The sequence below is a fragment of the Chryseobacterium sp. JV558 genome (assembly GCF_033712365.1).
Taxonomy (GTDB): Bacteria; Bacteroidota; Bacteroidia; order Flavobacteriales; family Weeksellaceae; genus Chryseobacterium.
This window is the reverse complement of record NZ_WJHU01000001.1, coordinates 1,048,183-1,066,912: the sequence shown is the minus strand read 5'-3', so window position 1 is coordinate 1,066,912 and position 18,730 is coordinate 1,048,183. Positions and strand designations below refer to the sequence as shown.

Genomic DNA, 18,730 nt, shown 5'->3' with positions numbered 1-18,730 from the left:
TGCAGTCTAAAATTATGACGAGTCTTTCAGGATATCTACCGTATGCATTTGCATTGATTATTGCAATTCCTTTTCTGGTTTTGCTGAGACAATTTGTACACTCGTACATTACCCTTAAAAACCAGGAAATCAAACTACTCACCGTGAAGTCGAATTCAGAGAATAAGGCGCATTCTTACGAAAGGATGACCCTGTTTCTTGATAGAATGAAGCCGTCAAACCTTATCCAGAGGTTTGATAGAGAACTAGCCGTTCATGAGTTTATTTTCCTTACTGAAAAAACAATCAATGAAGAATTTGAATATAACTCTTCACAGCAGTTATACATTACAAAAAACTCATGGAAGAATATTGTAGACTCTAAAAATGCGATTATAGAACTGCTTCACAAGACCTATGACGGATTGAAAGGAGAGGTTCAGCTGGATGAATTCAAAACGATTTTCATCATGAACTACATGGAAAGCAATGATTATATTGTTGAAACAATAGAGGATTTAAGAAAAGAAATTTTAATAATAACTTAAAAAATAACAGATAAATAATGATTCCAAATTTTAAAGCACATCCATGGCACGGAATTTCTGCAGGAGAAGATGCGCCAAATGTTGTAAACGTATTTGTGGAAATTGTTCCTTCAGATACTATTAAATATGAAGTAGATAAAGAAACTGGATACTTAAAGGTAGACAGACCACAGAAATTCTCTAACATTATCCCTGCTTTATATGGTTTTGTTCCAAGAACATACTGTGATAAAGAAGTGATGAGACTTGCTGTAGAAGCAGGAGCTACTGATGTTACAATGGGAGATCATGACCCTCTTGATATTTGTGTTTTAAGTTCTCACAATATTCATGCTGGAGGTTTATTGATGGAAGCTATTCCAATCGGGGGTTTCAAAATGATCGATGGAGGTGAAGCTGATGATAAAATTGTTGCAGTAATGATCAATGACCACGCTTTCGGACACTTCAGAGATATTGCTGAATTACCAGAAGCAGAGGTAAAAAGATTAATGCACTACTTCCTTACGTATAAAAACCTACCGGATGAGCCTGCAAAATGCAGAATCCAGGAAGTTTACGGTGCTGAGCATGCAAGAAAAGTGATTAAAGCTTCTCAAACAGACTACGCAGATAAATTCGGAGGATAAGATTCTCTTTATTCATAAAATAAAAAAGGATAGGCAGTTTTCTGCTTATCCTTTTTTGTTGGTTAAAAGTTATTGCGAACGGAATGTGAAGAAATCTCTACTCTGAAAAACACCTTAATGATCCAAATTATTCAAAGATTCTTCACTCGCATAATGTTTCTGAAAGCCTTGTTCAGTACTATTATTTCATAAATTTTAATTATCGGTATTCCATCGTTGCATTTTTATTTTTTTGATGATAAGCATCATACTGTTAAAGTTTTTAATGCTTTGATGGTAATTATTTATTATATTTAATTTTCTATTACCAAAAAAATATTAAACTATGGATCTATTTATGTTAGTGCCAATTTTTGGTGTCGTCGCTTTGCTTTATACATTTCTTCAGAGCAACTGGGTAAATAAACAGAATGCCGGAAATGAAAAAATGAAAATAATCAGCGGTCATATTGCAGATGGTGCAATGGCTTTTCTAAAGGCTGAATACAAAATCTTAATGTACTTTGTGGTGGTAGTCGCCATTTTACTTGCCGTAATGGGATCAAGCAACGCCAACTCACATTGGAGTATCGGAATTGCCTTTGCGGTAGGAGCTGTATTCTCAGCATTAGCAGGGTTTATTGGGATGAAAATCGCTACCAAGGCCAATGTCAGGACGGCAGAAGCAGCAAAAACTTCATTGGCAAAAGCCCTTAAAGTATCTTTTACAGGAGGTACTGTGATGGGAATGGGCGTTGCCGGACTTGCTGTTTTAGGATTAGGAGCTTTATTTCTGATCGTTAAGCAGATTTTTGCCCCCGATGCTACCGTAGACTCTCATGAAATGGAAAAAACCATTGAAATTCTTACCGGATTTTCTCTAGGGGCAGAATCCATAGCACTTTTTGCAAGAGTAGGAGGTGGTATTTATACAAAAGCGGCAGACGTAGGCGCTGACCTGGTAGGAAAAGTAGAAGCCGGTATCCCGGAAGATGACCCTCGAAATCCTGCAACAATTGCAGATAATGTAGGAGATAATGTAGGAGATGTAGCAGGAATGGGAGCCGATCTTTTCGGATCTTATGTTGCAACAGTTTTGGCAACTATGGTATTAGGCAGAGAAACTGTTTCCGATGATGCTTTCGGAGGTTTTGCGCCAATTCTTTTACCGATGTTGATCGCAGGAACAGGAATTATATTTTCAATGATCGGAACTTTATTTGTGAAGATTAATGATAACGAAGGCTCATCCACTTCCAGTGTTCAGAATGCTTTAAACCTTGGAAACTGGGGAAGTATTGTTATTACAGCTATTTCATCTTACTTCCTGGTAACTTATATCCTTCCTGAAAAAATGGTTCTGAGAGGTCATGAGTTTACTAAAATGGGGGTGTTTGGAGCTATAATGGTAGGATTGGTTGTAGGTACTTTAATGAGTATCATAACAGAATATTATACCGCAATGGGCAAAAGACCGGTTTCCAGTATTGTGAGACAGTCTTCTACCGGGCATGCAACTAATATTATCGGAGGACTTTCCGTTGGTATGGAATCTACTTTACTCCCGATTATTGTGCTGGCAGGTGGAATCTATGGTTCTTATCTGTGCGCCGGACTTTACGGAGTGGCTATTGCAGCGGCAGGAATGATGGCTACTACAGCGATGCAGCTGGCTATTGATGCCTTTGGGCCTATTGCTGATAATGCCGGTGGTATTGCCGAAATGAGTGAACTTCCCAAAGAAGTACGTGAAAGAACAGATATCCTGGATGCTGTAGGAAATACAACTGCAGCTACCGGAAAGGGATTTGCAATTGCTTCAGCCGCTTTAACAGCACTGGCATTATTTGCAGCTTTTGTAGGAATTGCAGGAATTGACGGAATCGATATTTACAGAGCAGATGTGCTGGCCGGATTATTTATTGGAGGAATGATTCCGTTTATCTTTTCATCATTGGCAATCACTGCAGTTGGACAGGCTGCTATGGCCATGGTGGAAGAAGTAAGAAGACAGTTTCGCGAAATTCCGGGAATTTTAGAAGGAAAAGCACAACCTGAATATGAAAAATGTGTTGCCATTTCCACAGACGCATCCATCAGAAAAATGATGCTGCCCGGTGCTATAGCAATCATCTCGCCTTTATTAATCGGATTTATTTTCGGCCCTGAAGTATTGGGAGGATTTTTGGCTGGTGCTACAGTATGTGGTGTTTTGATGGGAATGTTCCAGAATAATGCAGGAGGAGCCTGGGATAATGCTAAAAAATCATTTGAAAAAGGAGTGGATATCAATGGGCAGACCTATTATAAAGGTTCAGAGCCACATAAAGCATCTGTGACGGGAGATACAGTTGGAGACCCATTTAAAGATACTTCCGGACCATCCATGAATATTCTGATCAAATTAATGTCTATCGTTTCTTTAGTTATTGCGCCTACTTTAGCAGTATTGCATAAAGATAAAATCGAAGCCAACAGAAAAGCAAAAATTGAAAGCCTTACAGGAATATCTGCTACAGCAGCTGGTCATGCGGATCTTACAGCAGTTCCGGTTTCTCCTGGTGAAGTTCGGGGGCACCTTAATGAAAGCGGTGATTTTGTGTATGAAACAGGAAATATTCAGAAAATAAAGCTGGATGGAGGAAAAACGATTGCCATTGGAGATGGAAGCCAGCTTTATCAGCTTTATAATGTGGTGAAACAAAAGGACAAATCGGTTTTAGATCCTAATAAATGGTACACCATTGAAAACCTTTATTTTGGAACAGGTTCAAGCGATTTGAAAGCAGGATATGAATTCCAGTTGAGTACTTTAGCTGAAATTTTAAATGCATATCCCGACCTGAAAATAAAATTAGGCGGATATACAGATAACAGTGGTAATGAGGATAGTAATCTTAAATTATCTAATCTAAGAGCGCAGACTGCAAAACTGAAATTACTGGAACTGGGTATTTCTGCAGACAGAGTAGAAGCTGAAGGCTACGGATCACAGCATCCTGTATGTGAAGCCAATGATACTGATGAGTGTAAAGCAAAAAACAGAAGAATTGATGTAAGAGTTCTGGCTCTTTAAAATCATTACAATACAACAAAAGCACTGCCTAGGCGGTGCTTTTGTTATTATGTTTTGGGATTGCATGATAAATAATTAGATATCCATAGTCATCTGTGAAAATCTGTATAATCTGCGGGGAAAAACAATACCTGAAAGATTAAAGATTCCTTTTCAAATGCTCCAAAGCCTGGATAATCAGTTCATCTTTTTTAGCAAAGCTAAACCTTACATAATCTGAGTTCTGTCTTGAATTATAAAAAGCCGAAAGTGGAAGACAAGACACTTTTTTCTCAATCGTAAGCCATTTTGAAAATTCTACATCCGTCATTGTTGACGAAATATTCCTGAAATTAACAACCTGGAAAACGCTTCCTTCTGCCTGTTGTTCTACTTGCAGGGGAGTTTCCTGAATCAGCTGATTAAAAATATCCCTTTTATTCTGCATTATTTCTTTATTGATGGCTGGGTCAAATACATCCAGATACTTTGCAATAGCATATTGTGCAGGCGCATTGGCACTATAAGAAATATACTGTTGATGACACTGAAATCTTGCCGTTAAAGTTTCAGAAGCAAGCATATAACTTACTTTCCATCCGGAAGTATGGAACATTTTTCCAAAAGAAAAAATACAGAACGTCTTTTCCCTAAGCCCAGGATGAATAAAAGAACTGTAATGTTCAGCTTCGTCATAGCAATAGGTGTCATATATCTCTTCGGAAATCAAATAAATATTACGGTCCTTAATCAGTTCATACAATTGATTCCAGTCTTCCTTTTTCCATACTTTTCCGGTCGGATTCTGAGGAGAATTTACAATGATGGCTTTGGTCTTTTCAGTAATACAGTTTTTAAACAAATCCCAGTTGATCATAAAATCACCATCAAGATCATAATAAACAGGGATTCCGCCATTCATGACAACAGCAGGTCCATATGTGTAATAAGATGGTTGAATAATAATCACTTCATCATATTGATTTAAAATTGATTTGAGGGAAGTATATAAAGCAAAGGTTGCACAAGGGATAATGGTGATTTCCTTAGCTGTTACGGGAATTCTGTTAGTTCGTTTTGCATTGAAACGGATGATACTTTCGATCAGAAGGGGATTACCGGCAAGAGGCTCATATTGATAAGTCTCTTTTTCAGCAGCCTCTTTTAGAAATATTTTAAGGCGTTCATCGATATCAAAATCGGGAAGTCCGAGAGATAGATCAAAACTTCCGTGCCTGATTGCCAGTTCGGACATTTCTGTAAAAAAGGAATAATGAGTAAACCCGTAAATCTTGTCCACTTATTTTGTAATTTAATCAAATATAATAAAAATTCGATATCGGATTTGGTTTTAAATTAACGTATTGTTAATTTTACAATGGATAACATATGATCTGGTGATAATTGATTTCTCATATTGGAATTCAATAAAATTTGTTATTTTTAAGAAATTTATTCTTTATGAAAAAAATACTTATTCCGTTATTTGCTATGGCAGTAGTAACCAGCTGTGGGACGGCAAAAATAGCTGATGGAAATGCTTCACATCCTGTTTCTACAAAACACAACAAGGCATTTAATAATGCATACAAGGAAATTAATGCTGAAGATTTGAAGAAAAACCTCTATGTCATTGCAGCAGATGATATGGAAGGCCGTGATACAGGCAGCAAAGGGCAGAAAAAAGCGGGAGAGTATATGATTAATTACTATAAAAATCTTGGAATTTCAGGACCTAAAGCATTAGGTTCATACTATCAGAAAGTGCCATCTGAGTTTATGAAAAAAAGAGGTGGAGGTAATCTTCCTGATTCTGAAAATATTTTAGCTTTTATAGAAGGAAGTGAAAAACCAGAGGAGATTGTGGTGGTTTCTGCACACTATGATCACGTAGGAACAAAAAATGGAGTGGTGTACAACGGAGCTGATGATGACGGGAGTGGAACTGTAGCTGTAATGGAAATTGCAAAAGCATTCCAACAGGCAAAAAAAGCAGGTAAAGGACCTAAAAGATCAATCCTGTTTCTGCATGTTACAGGAGAAGAACACGGATTGTTTGGTTCAGAATATTATTCCGAAAATCCTGTTTTTCCATTAGCCAATACCGTTGTTGACCTTAATATTGATATGATAGGGCGCGATGATCCTGCCAACAGAGGAAAACAATATGTTTACGTGATTGGTTCTGAAATGTTAAGTTCTCAGCTTAAAGTAATCAACGAAGCCGCAAATAAGAGAACCAATAATCTGGAACTTAATTACAAATACGATGATTTGAATGATCCTGAGCAACTGTATTACCGTTCAGATCACTATAATTTTGCTAAGCATAATATTCCTGTAGCATTTTTCTTTGATGGTATTCATGAAGACTATCATAAACCTACGGATGATCCGGAAAAGATTGATTATCAATTATTAGAAAAAAGAACTCAGCTTGTTTTTACTACAGCCTGGGATATTGCCAACAGAGAAGAAAGAATTGTCGTTGACAAAAAATAATCAGTAATTATAATCCTTGTCAAGGTTTTAAATCTTGACAAGGGTTAAGATAAAAATTGCGTTTATCAACAAATTACCATGAGTATAATCATTAGGGAAGCAAGACCGGAAGACATCCCACAAATTCAGGTCGTAAGAAATTCTGTGAAAGAAAACACGTTATCAGATCCAGGTTTGGTTACAGATAAGGACTGTGAAGAATTCTTGTTTCATAGAGGAAAAGGATGGGTAGGCGAAGCAGAAGGTCAGATTGTAGGCTTTTCTATTGCAGACCTGAAAGAAAACAATATCTGGGCATTGTTTGTACATCCTGGTTTTGAAAATCAGGGAATCGGAAGAAAGCTTCATGACATTATGCTCGACTGGTATTTTGAACAAAAGAAAGAAGATGTCTGGCTTGGTACTTCACCCGAAACCAAGGCTGAAAACTTTTATAGAAAATCTGGCTGGAAGGAAACAGGAATTCATGGAAAAGGAGAGATCAGGTTTGAAATGACCTATGAAGACTGGAAAAATAAAAAAATATGACACCGAAACTGAAATCCATCAGACCCTTTATCGGAGCACAGAATTTTGAGATCAGCAGAAACTTTTACCGGGATCTGGGATTTGAAGAAGTTGTTATCGAGCCCAAACTATCTTTGTTTATACGGGAGGAAATTGGCTTTTATCTGCAGGATTATTATACAAAAGATTGGGTTGACAATACGATGATCTTTATGGAAGTGGCCAATACAGAAGAATTCTGGGAAGAGCTTCTTTCTTTAAAGCTTACAGACACTTATGAAAATGTAAGACTTACTCCTGTAAGGACTATGGAATGGGGAAAAGAGTGTTTTGTACACGATCCGTCAGGGATTTTGTGGCATTTCGGTGAATTTTTTTAAGGGAATAAAGCTATGATTTACGCATTTGATACCTATTATTATGAGGATTATGCCAATACCGTGTGTATTGCATTTAAAGACTGGACATCTGAACAAGAAGTGGAAGTTTTTATAGAACAGACCGCTGTGAGTTCAGAATATGAAAGCGGAGCGTTTTACAAAAGAGAATTACCCTGCATTTTAAGTTTACTGACAAAAATAGCACTGAAACCAGAAGATATTATCATTGTTGACGGATATGTTACGCTTGATAATGATGGGAAAATTGGGTTGGGCGGACACCTTTATGAAGCATTGGAAAAACAGTTTCCTATTGTTGGGATCGCAAAAAATGGTTTTACAACTCCGGATTCCCAAAGGAGAAGTGTATTTCGGGGAGAAAGTAAAACACCACTTTTTGTAACGACCAAAGGAATGGATGTAGATGAAGTTCAGCTAAAAGTAGAGCAAATGCATGGTATTTACAGAATGCCTACGCTGCTGAAAAAACTTGATCAGCTGAGTAGAACATAAAAATTAAAATCTTACTGTACTAAGTAAGTTTTTTTAAAATATTTAATATACCAATCGGTATATTTTAATTATCTTTGTATTATTCCTTAAAAAATAAAAGAAAATTTTTTTAATCATACATATACCGATCGGTACTAAAAATAATATCCTATGAAAGAAGTATTTATATTAGCTGCAAAGCGAACCCCTGTGGGTGGTTTTATGGGAAGCTTATCCGGATTTACTGCTCCTCAACTGGGAGCTGTAGCAATTAAAAACGCTTATGAAAGTATCGGATTGGCTCCGGAACATATAGACAGTGTATATATGGGAAATGTACTCAGTGCCGGACTTGGACAGTCTCCTGCAAGACAGGCCGCTATTTTTGGCGGAATTCCGGTAGATAAAGATGCAACAACGATAAACAAAGTCTGTGCTTCCGGAATGAAGTCGGCAATGATTGGTGCTCAGCAGATCCAGCTTGGTCTTGAACATGTTGTCATGACTGGTGGTATGGAAAGTATGAGCAATGTTCCTCATTATGTCAAGCTTCGTCAGGGAACAAAACTAGGAGACACTCATCTTACTGATGGCGTGATCAAAGATGGGCTGTGGGATGTGTATAATGACTTCCATATGGGAAGTGCTGCTGAATTAGGGGTGAAAAAATATGGATTAACACGACAGCAGCTTGATGAATATGCGTTATTTTCCTATCATCGGGCTCAGGAAGCGGCAAAAAATGGCAAGTTCAGCGATGAGTTGATCCAGATATCAATTGAAGGAAAGAAAGGGGTTGCAATAGTGGATAAGGATGAAGATATTGACAAACTTATTCTGGAGAAGATTTCTCTTTTGAAACCTGCTTTTGAAGCAGATGGTACATTAACAGCCGCCAACTCCAGTAATCTGAATGACGGAGCTGCAGCAATACTGTTAGGATCTTCAGAGGCTGTTCAGGAACATAGTTTGAAACCTTTAGCCAGAATCATAGCATATGCAGATGCGGCTCAGTCCCCGGAATGGTTTACCACTTCTCCATCTGTTGCCATTCAAAAGTTACTGAAACAAACAGGTCTTACTTTATCCGATATTGATTATTTCGAGATTAATGAAGCGTATTCTTCAGTGATTTTATCCAATCAGCAGATATTGGGTTATGACCTGAATAAAGTAAATGTTTATGGGGGAGCCGTTGCTCTGGGACATCCGATTGGAGCTTCAGGAGCTAGAATTATAACGACTTTAGTCAATGTGCTTCGCCAGGAAAAGGGTAGACTTGGGATCGCTGCCATCTGCAATGGTGGAGGTGGAGCATCAGCTGTTCTTATCGAAAATATAAGCTGAAAATAAGGAGAATTCTTTAGATTTCATTCTTTACAACAAAAAGATCTTTCTTAAAATCAAAATTTGAGAAGGGTCTTTTTTATTTATAATAGATTGATTACCCAATAGTAAAATGAATTATTTTACAAATCCGGTTCGGTGTTAAAAGACCTATTTTTGCTAAACTGATAAATATCATCACGTTCTTATTTTTATTCATTCTAAATAAATATAAATTTGTCCCAAGAAATTAAAACAAGAAATGAAAAAAATAACTACTCTTTCTGGTATTGTACTTTGCTCACTGGTGAATGCACAATTGCAATATTGCATGCCTGCATTTCAGTATGGAGCTGACAGCAATATGATCAGTAATGTTACTTTCGGAAGCATTAATAATTCATCACCGGTTCAGTCCGGAAATGCACAAATTTATGAGAATTTTACATCAATGTCTACAGATTTGCAACATGGAAGTAATTATAATATATCTGTAACTGGTCCTTCCAGTACTTTTCCGAGTGATGTAGTTGTTTTTATAGATTTTAATCAGAATGGTAATTTTGATGATGCCGGAGAAAGTTTTTATATCGGAAGATTTGAAGCAGCCAATCCAGCCAATGCATTTACGATCAATAATATAATTGTGGTTCCTGCTACTGCAGCCAATGGAAGTACAAGAATGCGCGTTCTCAAAAATACAAATGTTCAGGCTTATTCTGATTCTTCAGCTCCCAACTCTATCACTTCAGCCTGTGATTCTGGTCTAAGAGCAGGGCAGACTGAAGATTATACTGTCAATATCATTGGAAATACAGTGAATTTCCCGGCTCCTTACTGTGGTGCTGAAAATGTAACCAGTCTTACAGTAAGCGAAATAAGCAAGGTAGAATTTGCCGGAACCGTAAGAAACAGTGCTATTGATGGTAATTCAGACGTTCTTGAAAATTTTACAGCGACTGTCTTTGCGGTTAACCGTGGAAATACCTATCCTATAACAGTAACAGGAGGTACACACGGACAGAATACCGTATCAGCCTATGCTTATATTGATTTTAACCATAATAATCAGTTTGATGGGGATGAAAAGTTTAATCTGGGGTATCTGGACAATTCCAATCCGGTGACTACTACAGAATCAGGAATTACATCTGGCAGTATTGCAATTCCGGCAGGAGCACAGCTTGGAGAAACCCGTTTCAGATTGGTGAAAGCCTATGAATCCAATTCATGGATGGGAACTCTGGAAAACCTTCCTTGCCCTTCAGGGTGGTTTATCGGACAGGCAGAAGATTATACGATTGATATTCAGCCGGAAAGCCTTTCAACGATGGAAGTTTCTAAAGATGCTTCAACTAATGTTAAAATATATCCCAACCCGACAGCAGATTCGGTAACAATCAGGATGAAAGAAGGGCTGGAGAAATATGAAATTTACAATATGTCAGGGCAGAAGATGCTGGAAGGAAACTCGGTAACAGTTTCTATGGACAGTTTTGTTCCGGGAACGTATCTTATTAAAATCCTGACAAAAAATCAAAAAATAGTCACAGAAAAGATTATCAAAAAATAGACACATCATATCTAAATCATATCCATATCAATTTTTGTTTTTAATCGACAGGTCCTTTACCTGTCGGTTTTTTTATGCAGATCATTGATCACTAAAAAGCAAGGCTTACTGAAATGATTCCTCTTTATACTTGAAGGCTGGGTATTTTTACCATAAAAGACACAAAAGTTTTTAGAACCAAAATTTGTGACTTTTATGGTTGAAAAGCTTATGCGATTTTGCTATATCTGATAACTACTTATTTGAAGCATAATTCCAAAAAGCATCTTCATCTTCAATATGCTCTGAAAATAACCACACTTCTTTAATCTGTCCGTTTTCCATCCTTAACAGATCCATCCCTTTCATAGCTATTGACTGATCATTCTTCTCAGCTTTGAAATGAATAGAAGCAGAAACAAGATCACGATTGTCTGTTAAATACTCAATAGTGTCTATTGCAAAAGTACCATTGCTCCATTGTGCAAAATTTCCAAGATGGGCAAACACCTCAGCTTTACCATTATAAATTCCCGACTGTACACCTGTTCCGGGTTGGTGCCATACAATATCATCTGCAAACAGACGATCTACTGTTTCAAAATCTCCTCTTGCGACAGCATTAAAATATGACTGAACGATTTCAATGTTTTTTGACATATTACTTTTTTTGGTTGATAAATATTTACAAATGTCTAACTTTGCTTTCAATTGTACAAGTACTTACCTTTAGGTATAGTACAGTGTTTTGGTTTGTAAATATTGATTATCAATACTATAAAAATGAATTTAAATATCTCTGATGAAAACTGTCCGTTAAGAAAGACGTTGGAAATTATAGGCGGAAAATGGACAATGCTGATAATTTTTCAGATTAATGAAAGAACAATCCGTTATGGTGAGCTGAAACGTTGTATTGTGGGCATCAGCGAAAAAATGCTGATCAGCCAATTAAAATTTCTTTGTGAAAAAGGTATCGTTCATAAAAAGTCTTTCGCTGAAATTCCCCCAAAAGTAGAATATACATTAACAGATACAGGAAAAGAGCTGCTTCCGGTAATTAATCAAATCATACAATTTGGAATCAGACATCAAATGTAATATGCTGCAGACTTTCAAAACTAACAGGTTGGTTCTGCCGTAAATGTAATAGATGGAAAACATTAAGTACTTTACGAACCTGATTCCAATAGATCCAATAGATCCTGTTTGGAAAGTCCCTGAAATTTTGTTCCGTCAGTGGTAAGCAGATTTTCGGCCAGCTGCTTTTTCTTTTTTTGTAGCGTAAGAATTTTTTCTTCCACAGTATTAGAACAAATCATTCGGACGGCAATTACATTTTTGGTTTGTCCGATACGGTAGCTTCGGTCAATAGCTTGGTTTTCAGCAGCAGGATTCCACCATGGGTCTACCAGATAAATATAATCTGCTTGGGTAAGGTTGAAACCAACGCCACCAGCCTTTAAGCTGATCAGGAATACACGGATATCATTGTTTTTCTGGAAATTAGTTACCTTTTCTCCTCTGTCTTTAGTCTGTCCTGTAAGATATTCAAACTGAATTTTGTGACGTTCCAGCTCTGTCTTTATCAAATCTAGCATTCCGACAAACTGTGAGAAGACCAGAATTTTATGGTCTTTTGATTTCCCAAGAATCTGTTCCATCAAAATCTCGATTTTAACGGCATTTGCACCGGAGTATCCCTCTTTCATCAGAACAGGAGAGTTACAGATCTGTCTCAGTCTTGTAAGCCCAGTCAGGACGTGCATGCTGTTTTTGTTCAGATCATCGTCGTCATTGGCTGCAATAAACTCACGAAGTTCCTTTTCATAAGCATCATAAATCTTGCGCTGTTCCGTATTCATTTCACAGTAGATGACGGTTTCTGTTTTCTCAGGCAGCTCTTTTGCAACCTGTTTCTTGGTTCTTCTGAGAATAAAGGGCTTTATCTTTTGCTGAAGTTCTAACGCCCGTTTACTGTATTCAAATTTATCAATAGGAATGGCATAAATATCTTTAAAATACTGCTTGCTTCCCAAAAGTCCCGGACAAGCGAAAGAAAGCTGGCTGTAAAGGTCAAAAGTACTGTTTTCAACAGGTGTACCAGTCAATACAATTCTGTTTCTCGATTGAAGCAGTCGCGCGGCTTTATATCTTTCCGAATTTGGATTTTTAATAGTCTGTGATTCATCCAGAAACACGTAATTGAAATTAAAATTTTTCAGAAAACGGACATCTGAAAGCATCATTCCATAAGTGGTAAGAACGACTTCATAGTCTTGCATATGAGCAGTTGTTTTGGGTCTGTCTGCGCCGTAGTGAAGCAAAACTTTTATGGAAGGTGCAAATCTGCTGAGCTCTTCCTGCCAGTTGAAAAGCAGGGAAGTAGGAACCACAATAAGATTCGTGGTGTGTCCCCGTTTTTCTCTCTGTGACAAAATAAAAGCAATGATCTGAATGGTTTTTCCAAGTCCCATATCATCGGCAAGACACCCTCCGAAGTTGAATCCATCAAGAAAATTAAGCCAGTTCAGTCCGTCATGCTGATAATCCCTAAGTTCAGCATTCAGCGCTGCCGGAATATTGACTTGGGGAATATTTTTTACTTTTGAGAACTTGGTGGAATAAGTGGTGAGTTCTTCCTGAATCTCTTGGCTCAGTACTTCTTTTTCAAATAATGAGGTAACTTCCGTGAAATTGATTTTCGGAATCTTTAAAAGTTCTTCGTCAATTTCTCCTGCATGAAAATAAGCGGCTATCTTTTCCATCCATTCTTCAGGAAGAATTCCCATACTGCCATCATCCAGCTGAACGAATTTACTTTTATTGCGAATCGAGCGGTGAAGTTGTTTTAAAGAGGCTTCTTTAGGGCCAAAACCTACTTTTAATTTAGCATTAAACCAATCCAGCCCACTGGTGATCTGAATATTGATTTTAGCGCGGTGGGAATTTAATTTATTGTTTTTTAATTCGTTAAAACCCAGTATGATTATTCCTTCATTTCTCCAGGTGTCAAATGCTTCAAGAAACCAGTTGTTATCCAGAAACTTATCCCTGTGAAGATAAAAATACTGATAGCCGTCCATCTGCTCTTCAAAATCAGGATGCTGCTGCATGATCAAAGATGTAAAGCGGGCTTCTGCCGATTCATTTCTCTCTATTTTAAACGGATTACCATTTTGATCTGTATCAAAAAGCTGCTTCCGTGAATAGACGGGAACTTCAACATCTCCGTATTTCATTACCGGTGTGATTTCTATATAATTTTCCTGCTGACGGAGATAAATGACTCTTTCCGTGTGATAATTTTTATCTTCAAGCTGTACTTTCGTTGCAACTTGTATGTAGTTATAATTTATATGGATACGTTCTTCTATAGTAGAGAGGATTTCTTTCATAAACGCCTCATATTTTGAAGAATGAATCAGTAAAATTTCATTATTAGCCTTAAAAAACCTGATGATTCTGAGCATGTCAGGATGCTCTACAAAACTGAAAATGTTTCGGTTATATACAAAATATTCATTTCTGAGAACAATATTTTTGAAAGGAACAGAGATATCATTAAATAACAGTTCTCCCGTTATTTCGTAAAACGGATCTTTCTTAAATACAGATAATTGAACTTCGGCATCTAAAGTATTTAATTCAACTTGAGAAAGTGATTTTGCAGACACCGTTTCTGCAATTTCCCGGTCGTGATAATAGACATCCAGTCCCAAAGGATTCTGTACAATAAGTTTTAAAGCTTCCAGCTCTGAAGGATTGTAATCTTCATTATAATTATTCTGGAAAGAGATGATGGCTGTATAAAATTTTATGTCTGCCGGTTTCTCGGCTTTCCAAATCAGCTGCATGGCATCCACAGGAGTCACCGGATTTTTAAGCTTACCTGTCTGCGTTATTTCCGCTTCCATCAGGGAGAAGGTCATATGGTTATAATAGCGGTGCTTACCGATAACCAATATTTGCTTCTTACCTGTTTCCAATACAGCCAGTTCCTCCAGTTTGGACGGAAGCTGTGGAAGAAGATCTCTCTGAAACATCACATCCTCTACAGGAAGCATTTCCTTGATCTTAGGGTGGATTTCAATTTTCCCATCTCTGTATTCCAGCTGGAAATATTGATCCAGATCCGGTTCATTTTCAAGACCATAGGCTTTTGCTTTAGGGAGAAAAGCTTTTTTACGGAGAGTATCATCAAAAAACAGGCGGTAATTTTTATCCTCAATGATGCAATGGATGATTTCTGCCTGATGAGAACAAAGCAGGTCTTTCTGGCTATCACAAGTACAAGAGCAGAGTAGTGAACTGCCGACCTTGCTGATGCTGACCATTGGGAAATCCTGTAATGAAGATTGCTTTGTAAATATTCCTGTATTGTTTTCAATAGCAGCAGGGTAGATTTCACGGAAATCTTTGATTCCGATGAATGCACTGTCTGAGGTATGTTTCAGCAGGTCATATACGGAAAGTGTACTGATATTAACGTTGTCAAGAATATATTCTGCCATAAAAATTGATGAAGGCAAACTTACAAAAAACAAATGTATTTGAGAATCCATTTTGGCTACAGCTTACCCCATTTTGGCAACTCACAGGTTTGTTCTAATGCTGACCTTTGTCCTATAATTTTAAACAAAGAAAAATGAAAACAATTTTTATAACAGGTGCTTCTACAGGATTAGGAAAAGCAACTGCCCAATTATTTCAAAACAACGGATGGAGAGTAATCGCTACGATGAGAAATCCTGAAGCTGCAACTGATCTTGCCAATTTGGAGAATGTAACCATACTTCCATTGGATGTTACCAATCCGGAACAGATACGATCTACCGTAAAACAGGCTTTGGAGCTTGGAGATGTTGATGTGGTATACAATAACGCTGGATATGGCTTAATAGGCCCTTTGGAAGCCCTTTCTGATGATCAGATCGTAAAACAGCTTGACACGAACTTACTAGGCGTTCTACGCGTTACCCAGGCATTTATTCCTTACTTCAGAGAACAGAAAAAAGGAATGTTCATTTCTACAACGTCTATAGGTGGACTGGTTGCGTTCCCGTTAGGCTCTACTTATCATGCTACCAAATGGGCGCTTGAAGGATGGAGCGAAAGTTTAGCTTTTGAGCTTAATACTTTTGGAATAGATGTTAAAACTGTTTCTCCCGGAGGAATTAAAACAGATTTTGTAAGCCGCTCTCTGGACTCAGCATCCAGTCCGGCGTATGAAGACATGACGAATTCTCTGTTTTCTAAAATGGAAGGAATGATGGAAGCTGCTTCTATTCCTGAGCAGATTGCAGCAGTGGTGTACGAGGCTGCTACAGATGGCAAAAAACAGCTGAGATATGTAGCTGGAGAAGATGCTAAAGCGATCTATGCACAGCGCCTTGAATTAGGTGATGAAGCATTCAGAGAGCAGTTTGGTAAACAATTTATTTAATCTGCTTTTTGAAAGATGGTATAAAGTAAATCATATTTATACTGTCTTTTCAATCAAATAATTTATAATTTTATATCATGGAAAAGAAAGATAACATTCCTCTGAAAATATCATCCATATCAGAACTGCACGACATATTGCAGCTCCCAAAGCCGCTTCATCCGTTGGTAAGCCTTGTGGATAATACGAAAATGAGCATTAAAAAGGATACGCTGAAAAGAAGTTTTATCCTGGATTTTTATAAAATTTCGTATAAATATTCTACCACCGGGAAGATGGGCTATGGTCAGGGATATTATGATTTCAATGAAGGAGGAATGATGTTCACCGCACCCGGGCAGGTTCTTTCCACCGATGAAAATGCAGAATATTATGGCTATACATTAATGGTACACCCGGATTTTATCAGAAATTACCCTTTAGCAAAGAATATCAAAAACTTCGGTTTCTTTTCTTACGATACCAATGAGGCGCTGCACTTGTCTGATCAGGAAAAAACAACGATAACAGGGCTGTTGGATACTATTGAAAATGAATTGAATACCACGATTGATGAAGTAAGCCAGGATGTTATCATTTCTTATATGGATGTTCTACTGAATTACAGCAACCGTTTTTATAAAAGGCAGTTTATCACTAGAAAAGCTGTAAACAGCGATCTGTTGACGAAGATGGATGTTGTGCTGGAAAATTATTTTAATCAGCAGGAAACCTTGAATAAAGGGCTTCCTACGGTAGAATTTTTGGCTTCCACACTCAATCTTTCACCGCATTATCTGAGTGATATGCTTCGTAACCTGACCGGGCTGAATGCCCAGCAGCATATTCATGAAAAACTGATTGAAAAGGCGAAAGAATATCTTACCACTACAGGTTTTTCTGTATCTGAAGTAGCTTATGCTCTGGGATTTGAACATCCACAGTCATTCAATAAGCTGTTTAAAAAGAAAACAGATAAAACGCCTCTGAGTTACAGACAATCATTCAATTAGATATATCACCCGGTTCAATTACCGGGTGTTTTTTGTTATAGGTTAAAATGGAACATAAAAATGACAAAAACGGACTAGATTTTAATGGGGGGCGTGTCTATCTTTGCAAAAGGAATTTTTATTACCCTGTTATAATGAACGAGAGAGAATCTTTTAATGCAAAAATGCCGACAGCCTGTTTCTTACTTTTCTTTGCCCACGGACTTGTTTTTTCTTCCTGGGCCAGCCGGATTCCAATCATTAAAAACGCCCTTTCTATCAATGAAGCAGAGTTGGGAACATTGTTACTTCTGATGCCGATAGGACAGCTTTCCACTATGGTTTTGGCGGGAAAACTGATCAGTATCTACGGAAGCAGCGGGATTATTAAAAGATGCTTTATGCTGTATCCTTTTTTCCTGCTGTTAATTGGCTTATCACCTTCTTACTGGACATTGGCAATTGTTCTGTTCTTCTTTGGCGTTTCCGGAAATATGTGCAATATAGCGATCAATACGCAGGCGATTGAAATAGAATCTATTACCAAGAGATCTCTTCTCTCTTCTTATCACGGAGCCTGGTGTTTTGCAGGGCTTACGGGAGCTGTTGTGGGTTTATTGATGATTAATCTTCATGTGGGAACTTTCTATCATTTTGTTACTATTTTTATTCTGGTAGGAATACTTTGGTTCTATAGTAAAAGAAATCTGACCAATATTATTCATAAAGCAGAGCCGCAAACCCGGTCAATTTTTAAATCTGTGAATCCTACACTGTTTGGTTTGGGAATCATAGGATTTCTGAGTATGGCGATTGAAGGAGCCATGTTCGACTGGAGTGGGGTTTATTTTCAAACGATTGTTAAAGCACCTGAAAATCTTGTAATACTGGGATATACAAGTTTTATTTTAATGATGACTTTAGGTAGGTTTATTGGGAACAGAATCATAGAAAGGTATGGGAAAAAGATCGTTTTGCAATGCTGCGGTATTCTGATGAGCGGAGGACTTTTTCTAAGTGTTTTCTTCCCGGAATTATGGATTTGTATCATTGCTTTTATGATCATTGGTCTTGGAAGTTCCCTGAGTGTGCCGTCAGTTTACAGCACAGTGGGAAAGGTGAGTACGGTAGCGCCAAGTATTGCACTATCGTTTGTATCCAGTATTTCATTTTTAGGATTTCTGATGGGACCGCCGCTAATCGGATATATTGCTGAAAGTTTTGATCTTCGCTATTCATACGGACTTTTTGCCTGTTTTGGAATTTTACTGGCGATTATGGCCGGACAGATGAAGGTTTTCAGAAAATCATAACTTTTCAGTGAATTTTGACATCCGTTAGGTCTTTTTTGACATTTTCCGGTT

The 18,730-nt window shown here is 37.5% G+C and carries 16 protein-coding genes; 13 read left to right on the top strand and 3 right to left on the bottom strand.

Annotated elements, in window-relative coordinates:
* The first annotated feature begins 14 nt into the window (after nucleotides 1-14).
* From GFU89_RS04965 to GFU89_RS04955, 3 genes are all read left to right on the top strand, one after another.
* Complete coding sequence (locus GFU89_RS04965) at nucleotides 15-527, top strand: hypothetical protein (RefSeq protein ID WP_103232836.1); 513 nt, start codon at nucleotides 15-17, stop codon at nucleotides 525-527.
* Nucleotides 528-544: 17 nt separating this feature from the next.
* A complete protein-coding gene (locus tag GFU89_RS04960) occupies nucleotides 545-1,156 on the top strand; it encodes an inorganic pyrophosphatase (protein WP_318846099.1) in 612 nt (203 codons plus the stop codon).
* Nucleotides 1,157-1,481: 325 nt separating this feature from the next.
* A complete protein-coding gene (locus tag GFU89_RS04955; RefSeq protein ID WP_318846098.1) occupies nucleotides 1,482-4,211 on the top strand; it encodes a sodium-translocating pyrophosphatase in 2,730 nt (909 codons plus the stop codon).
* Between the two features lie 139 nt (nucleotides 4,212-4,350).
* Here GFU89_RS04955 and GFU89_RS04950 read toward each other — a convergent pair whose 3' ends face one another.
* Nucleotides 4,351-5,490 (bottom strand): aminotransferase class I/II-fold pyridoxal phosphate-dependent enzyme, encoded by a 1,140-nt coding sequence (locus tag GFU89_RS04950; protein WP_318846097.1) that lies wholly within the window; start codon nucleotides 5,488-5,490, stop codon nucleotides 4,351-4,353.
* A 161-nt stretch (nucleotides 5,491-5,651) separates the two neighbouring features.
* On the opposite strand from GFU89_RS04950, the gene GFU89_RS04945 reads away from it, so the two are divergent.
* The 6 genes from GFU89_RS04945 to GFU89_RS04920 all read left to right on the top strand — a co-directional run bounded on the left by GFU89_RS04945 (nucleotide 5,652) and on the right by GFU89_RS04920 (nucleotide 10,970).
* Nucleotides 5,652-6,692, top strand: coding sequence for a M28 family metallopeptidase (locus tag GFU89_RS04945; RefSeq protein WP_318846096.1), 1,041 nt, complete (start codon nucleotides 5,652-5,654; stop codon nucleotides 6,690-6,692).
* A gap of 78 nt (nucleotides 6,693-6,770) precedes the next feature.
* Nucleotides 6,771-7,220: a GNAT family N-acetyltransferase gene (locus tag GFU89_RS04940; RefSeq protein WP_318846095.1), complete on the top strand. Its 450-nt coding sequence runs from the start codon at nucleotides 6,771-6,773 to the stop codon at nucleotides 7,218-7,220.
* Nucleotides 7,217-7,579, top strand: a complete 363-nt coding sequence (locus GFU89_RS04935) for a glyoxalase (protein WP_318846094.1) — start codon at nucleotides 7,217-7,219, stop codon at nucleotides 7,577-7,579. Before GFU89_RS04940 ends, GFU89_RS04935 begins: the two co-directional genes overlap by 4 nt.
* Nucleotides 7,580-7,591: 12 nt before the next feature.
* Complete coding sequence (locus tag GFU89_RS04930) at nucleotides 7,592-8,092, top strand: endonuclease V (RefSeq protein ID WP_318846093.1); 501 nt, start codon at nucleotides 7,592-7,594, stop codon at nucleotides 8,090-8,092.
* A gap of 150 nt (nucleotides 8,093-8,242) precedes the next feature.
* Nucleotides 8,243-9,418 (top strand): acetyl-CoA C-acyltransferase, encoded by a 1,176-nt coding sequence (locus GFU89_RS04925; RefSeq protein WP_318846092.1) that lies wholly within the window; start codon nucleotides 8,243-8,245, stop codon nucleotides 9,416-9,418.
* A 241-nt stretch (nucleotides 9,419-9,659) separates the two neighbouring features.
* Entirely contained in the window at nucleotides 9,660-10,970 is a 1,311-nt protein-coding gene (locus GFU89_RS04920; RefSeq protein ID WP_318846091.1) for a T9SS type A sorting domain-containing protein, read from the top strand.
* A 234-nt stretch (nucleotides 10,971-11,204) separates the two neighbouring features.
* On the opposite strand, the gene GFU89_RS04915 is transcribed toward GFU89_RS04920, so the two are convergent.
* Complete coding sequence (locus GFU89_RS04915; protein WP_318846090.1) at nucleotides 11,205-11,609, bottom strand: nuclear transport factor 2 family protein; 405 nt, start codon at nucleotides 11,607-11,609, stop codon at nucleotides 11,205-11,207.
* Nucleotides 11,610-11,732: 123 nt separating this feature from the next.
* Here GFU89_RS04915 and GFU89_RS04910 point away from each other — a divergent pair, with 123 nt between their 5' ends.
* Nucleotides 11,733-12,050, top strand: a complete 318-nt coding sequence (locus GFU89_RS04910; RefSeq protein ID WP_318846089.1) for a helix-turn-helix domain-containing protein — start codon at nucleotides 11,733-11,735, stop codon at nucleotides 12,048-12,050.
* 71 nt (nucleotides 12,051-12,121) lie between these two features.
* Here GFU89_RS04910 and GFU89_RS04905 read toward each other — a convergent pair whose 3' ends face one another.
* Nucleotides 12,122-15,463: a DEAD/DEAH box helicase gene (locus GFU89_RS04905; protein ID WP_318846088.1), complete on the bottom strand. Its 3,342-nt coding sequence runs from the start codon at nucleotides 15,461-15,463 to the stop codon at nucleotides 12,122-12,124.
* Nucleotides 15,464-15,597: 134 nt separating this feature from the next.
* Between GFU89_RS04905 and GFU89_RS04900 the strand changes: the two genes are divergently transcribed.
* The 3 genes from GFU89_RS04900 (at nucleotide 15,598) to GFU89_RS04890 (ending at nucleotide 18,679) form a co-directional block, all read left to right on the top strand.
* Nucleotides 15,598-16,395 carry an SDR family oxidoreductase gene (locus GFU89_RS04900; RefSeq protein WP_318846087.1) on the top strand — a complete coding sequence of 266 codons (798 nt, stop codon included), beginning with the start codon at nucleotides 15,598-15,600 and terminating at the stop codon, nucleotides 16,393-16,395.
* 77 nt (nucleotides 16,396-16,472) lie between these two features.
* Nucleotides 16,473-17,387: a helix-turn-helix transcriptional regulator gene (locus GFU89_RS04895; RefSeq protein ID WP_318846086.1), complete on the top strand. Its 915-nt coding sequence runs from the start codon at nucleotides 16,473-16,475 to the stop codon at nucleotides 17,385-17,387.
* A 134-nt stretch (nucleotides 17,388-17,521) separates the two neighbouring features.
* Complete coding sequence (locus tag GFU89_RS04890; RefSeq protein ID WP_318846085.1) at nucleotides 17,522-18,679, top strand: MFS transporter; 1,158 nt, start codon at nucleotides 17,522-17,524, stop codon at nucleotides 18,677-18,679.
* Nucleotides 18,680-18,730: the final 51 nt, after the last annotated feature.

What these genes read in the sequence shown, in the direction of transcription:
- GFU89_RS04900 (WP_318846087.1), top strand. Translation starts at nt 15,598, where the DNA reads ATGAAAACAATTTTTATAACAGGTGCTTCTACAGGATTAGGAAAAGCA.
- GFU89_RS04955 (WP_318846098.1), top strand. Translation starts at nt 1,482, where the DNA reads ATGGATCTATTTATGTTAGTGCCAATTTTTGGTGTCGTCGCTTTGCTT.
- GFU89_RS04940 (WP_318846095.1), top strand. Translation starts at nt 6,771, where the DNA reads ATGAGTATAATCATTAGGGAAGCAAGACCGGAAGACATCCCACAAATT.
- GFU89_RS04930 (WP_318846093.1), top strand. Translation starts at nt 7,592, where the DNA reads ATGATTTACGCATTTGATACCTATTATTATGAGGATTATGCCAATACC.
- GFU89_RS04910 (WP_318846089.1), top strand. Translation starts at nt 11,733, where the DNA reads ATGAATTTAAATATCTCTGATGAAAACTGTCCGTTAAGAAAGACGTTG.
- GFU89_RS04905 (WP_318846088.1), bottom strand. Translation starts at nt 15,463, where the DNA reads ATGGCAGAATATATTCTTGACAACGTTAATATCAGTACACTTTCCGTA.
- GFU89_RS04925 (WP_318846092.1), top strand. Translation starts at nt 8,243, where the DNA reads ATGAAAGAAGTATTTATATTAGCTGCAAAGCGAACCCCTGTGGGTGGT.
- GFU89_RS04965 (WP_103232836.1), top strand. Translation starts at nt 15, where the DNA reads ATGACGAGTCTTTCAGGATATCTACCGTATGCATTTGCATTGATTATT.
- GFU89_RS04920 (WP_318846091.1), top strand. Translation starts at nt 9,660, where the DNA reads ATGAAAAAAATAACTACTCTTTCTGGTATTGTACTTTGCTCACTGGTG.
- GFU89_RS04895 (WP_318846086.1), top strand. Translation starts at nt 16,473, where the DNA reads ATGGAAAAGAAAGATAACATTCCTCTGAAAATATCATCCATATCAGAA.
- GFU89_RS04915 (WP_318846090.1), bottom strand. Translation starts at nt 11,609, where the DNA reads ATGTCAAAAAACATTGAAATCGTTCAGTCATATTTTAATGCTGTCGCA.
- GFU89_RS04890 (WP_318846085.1), top strand. Translation starts at nt 17,522, where the DNA reads ATGAACGAGAGAGAATCTTTTAATGCAAAAATGCCGACAGCCTGTTTC.
- GFU89_RS04960 (WP_318846099.1), top strand. Translation starts at nt 545, where the DNA reads ATGATTCCAAATTTTAAAGCACATCCATGGCACGGAATTTCTGCAGGA.
- GFU89_RS04945 (WP_318846096.1), top strand. Translation starts at nt 5,652, where the DNA reads ATGAAAAAAATACTTATTCCGTTATTTGCTATGGCAGTAGTAACCAGC.
- GFU89_RS04935 (WP_318846094.1), top strand. Translation starts at nt 7,217, where the DNA reads ATGACACCGAAACTGAAATCCATCAGACCCTTTATCGGAGCACAGAAT.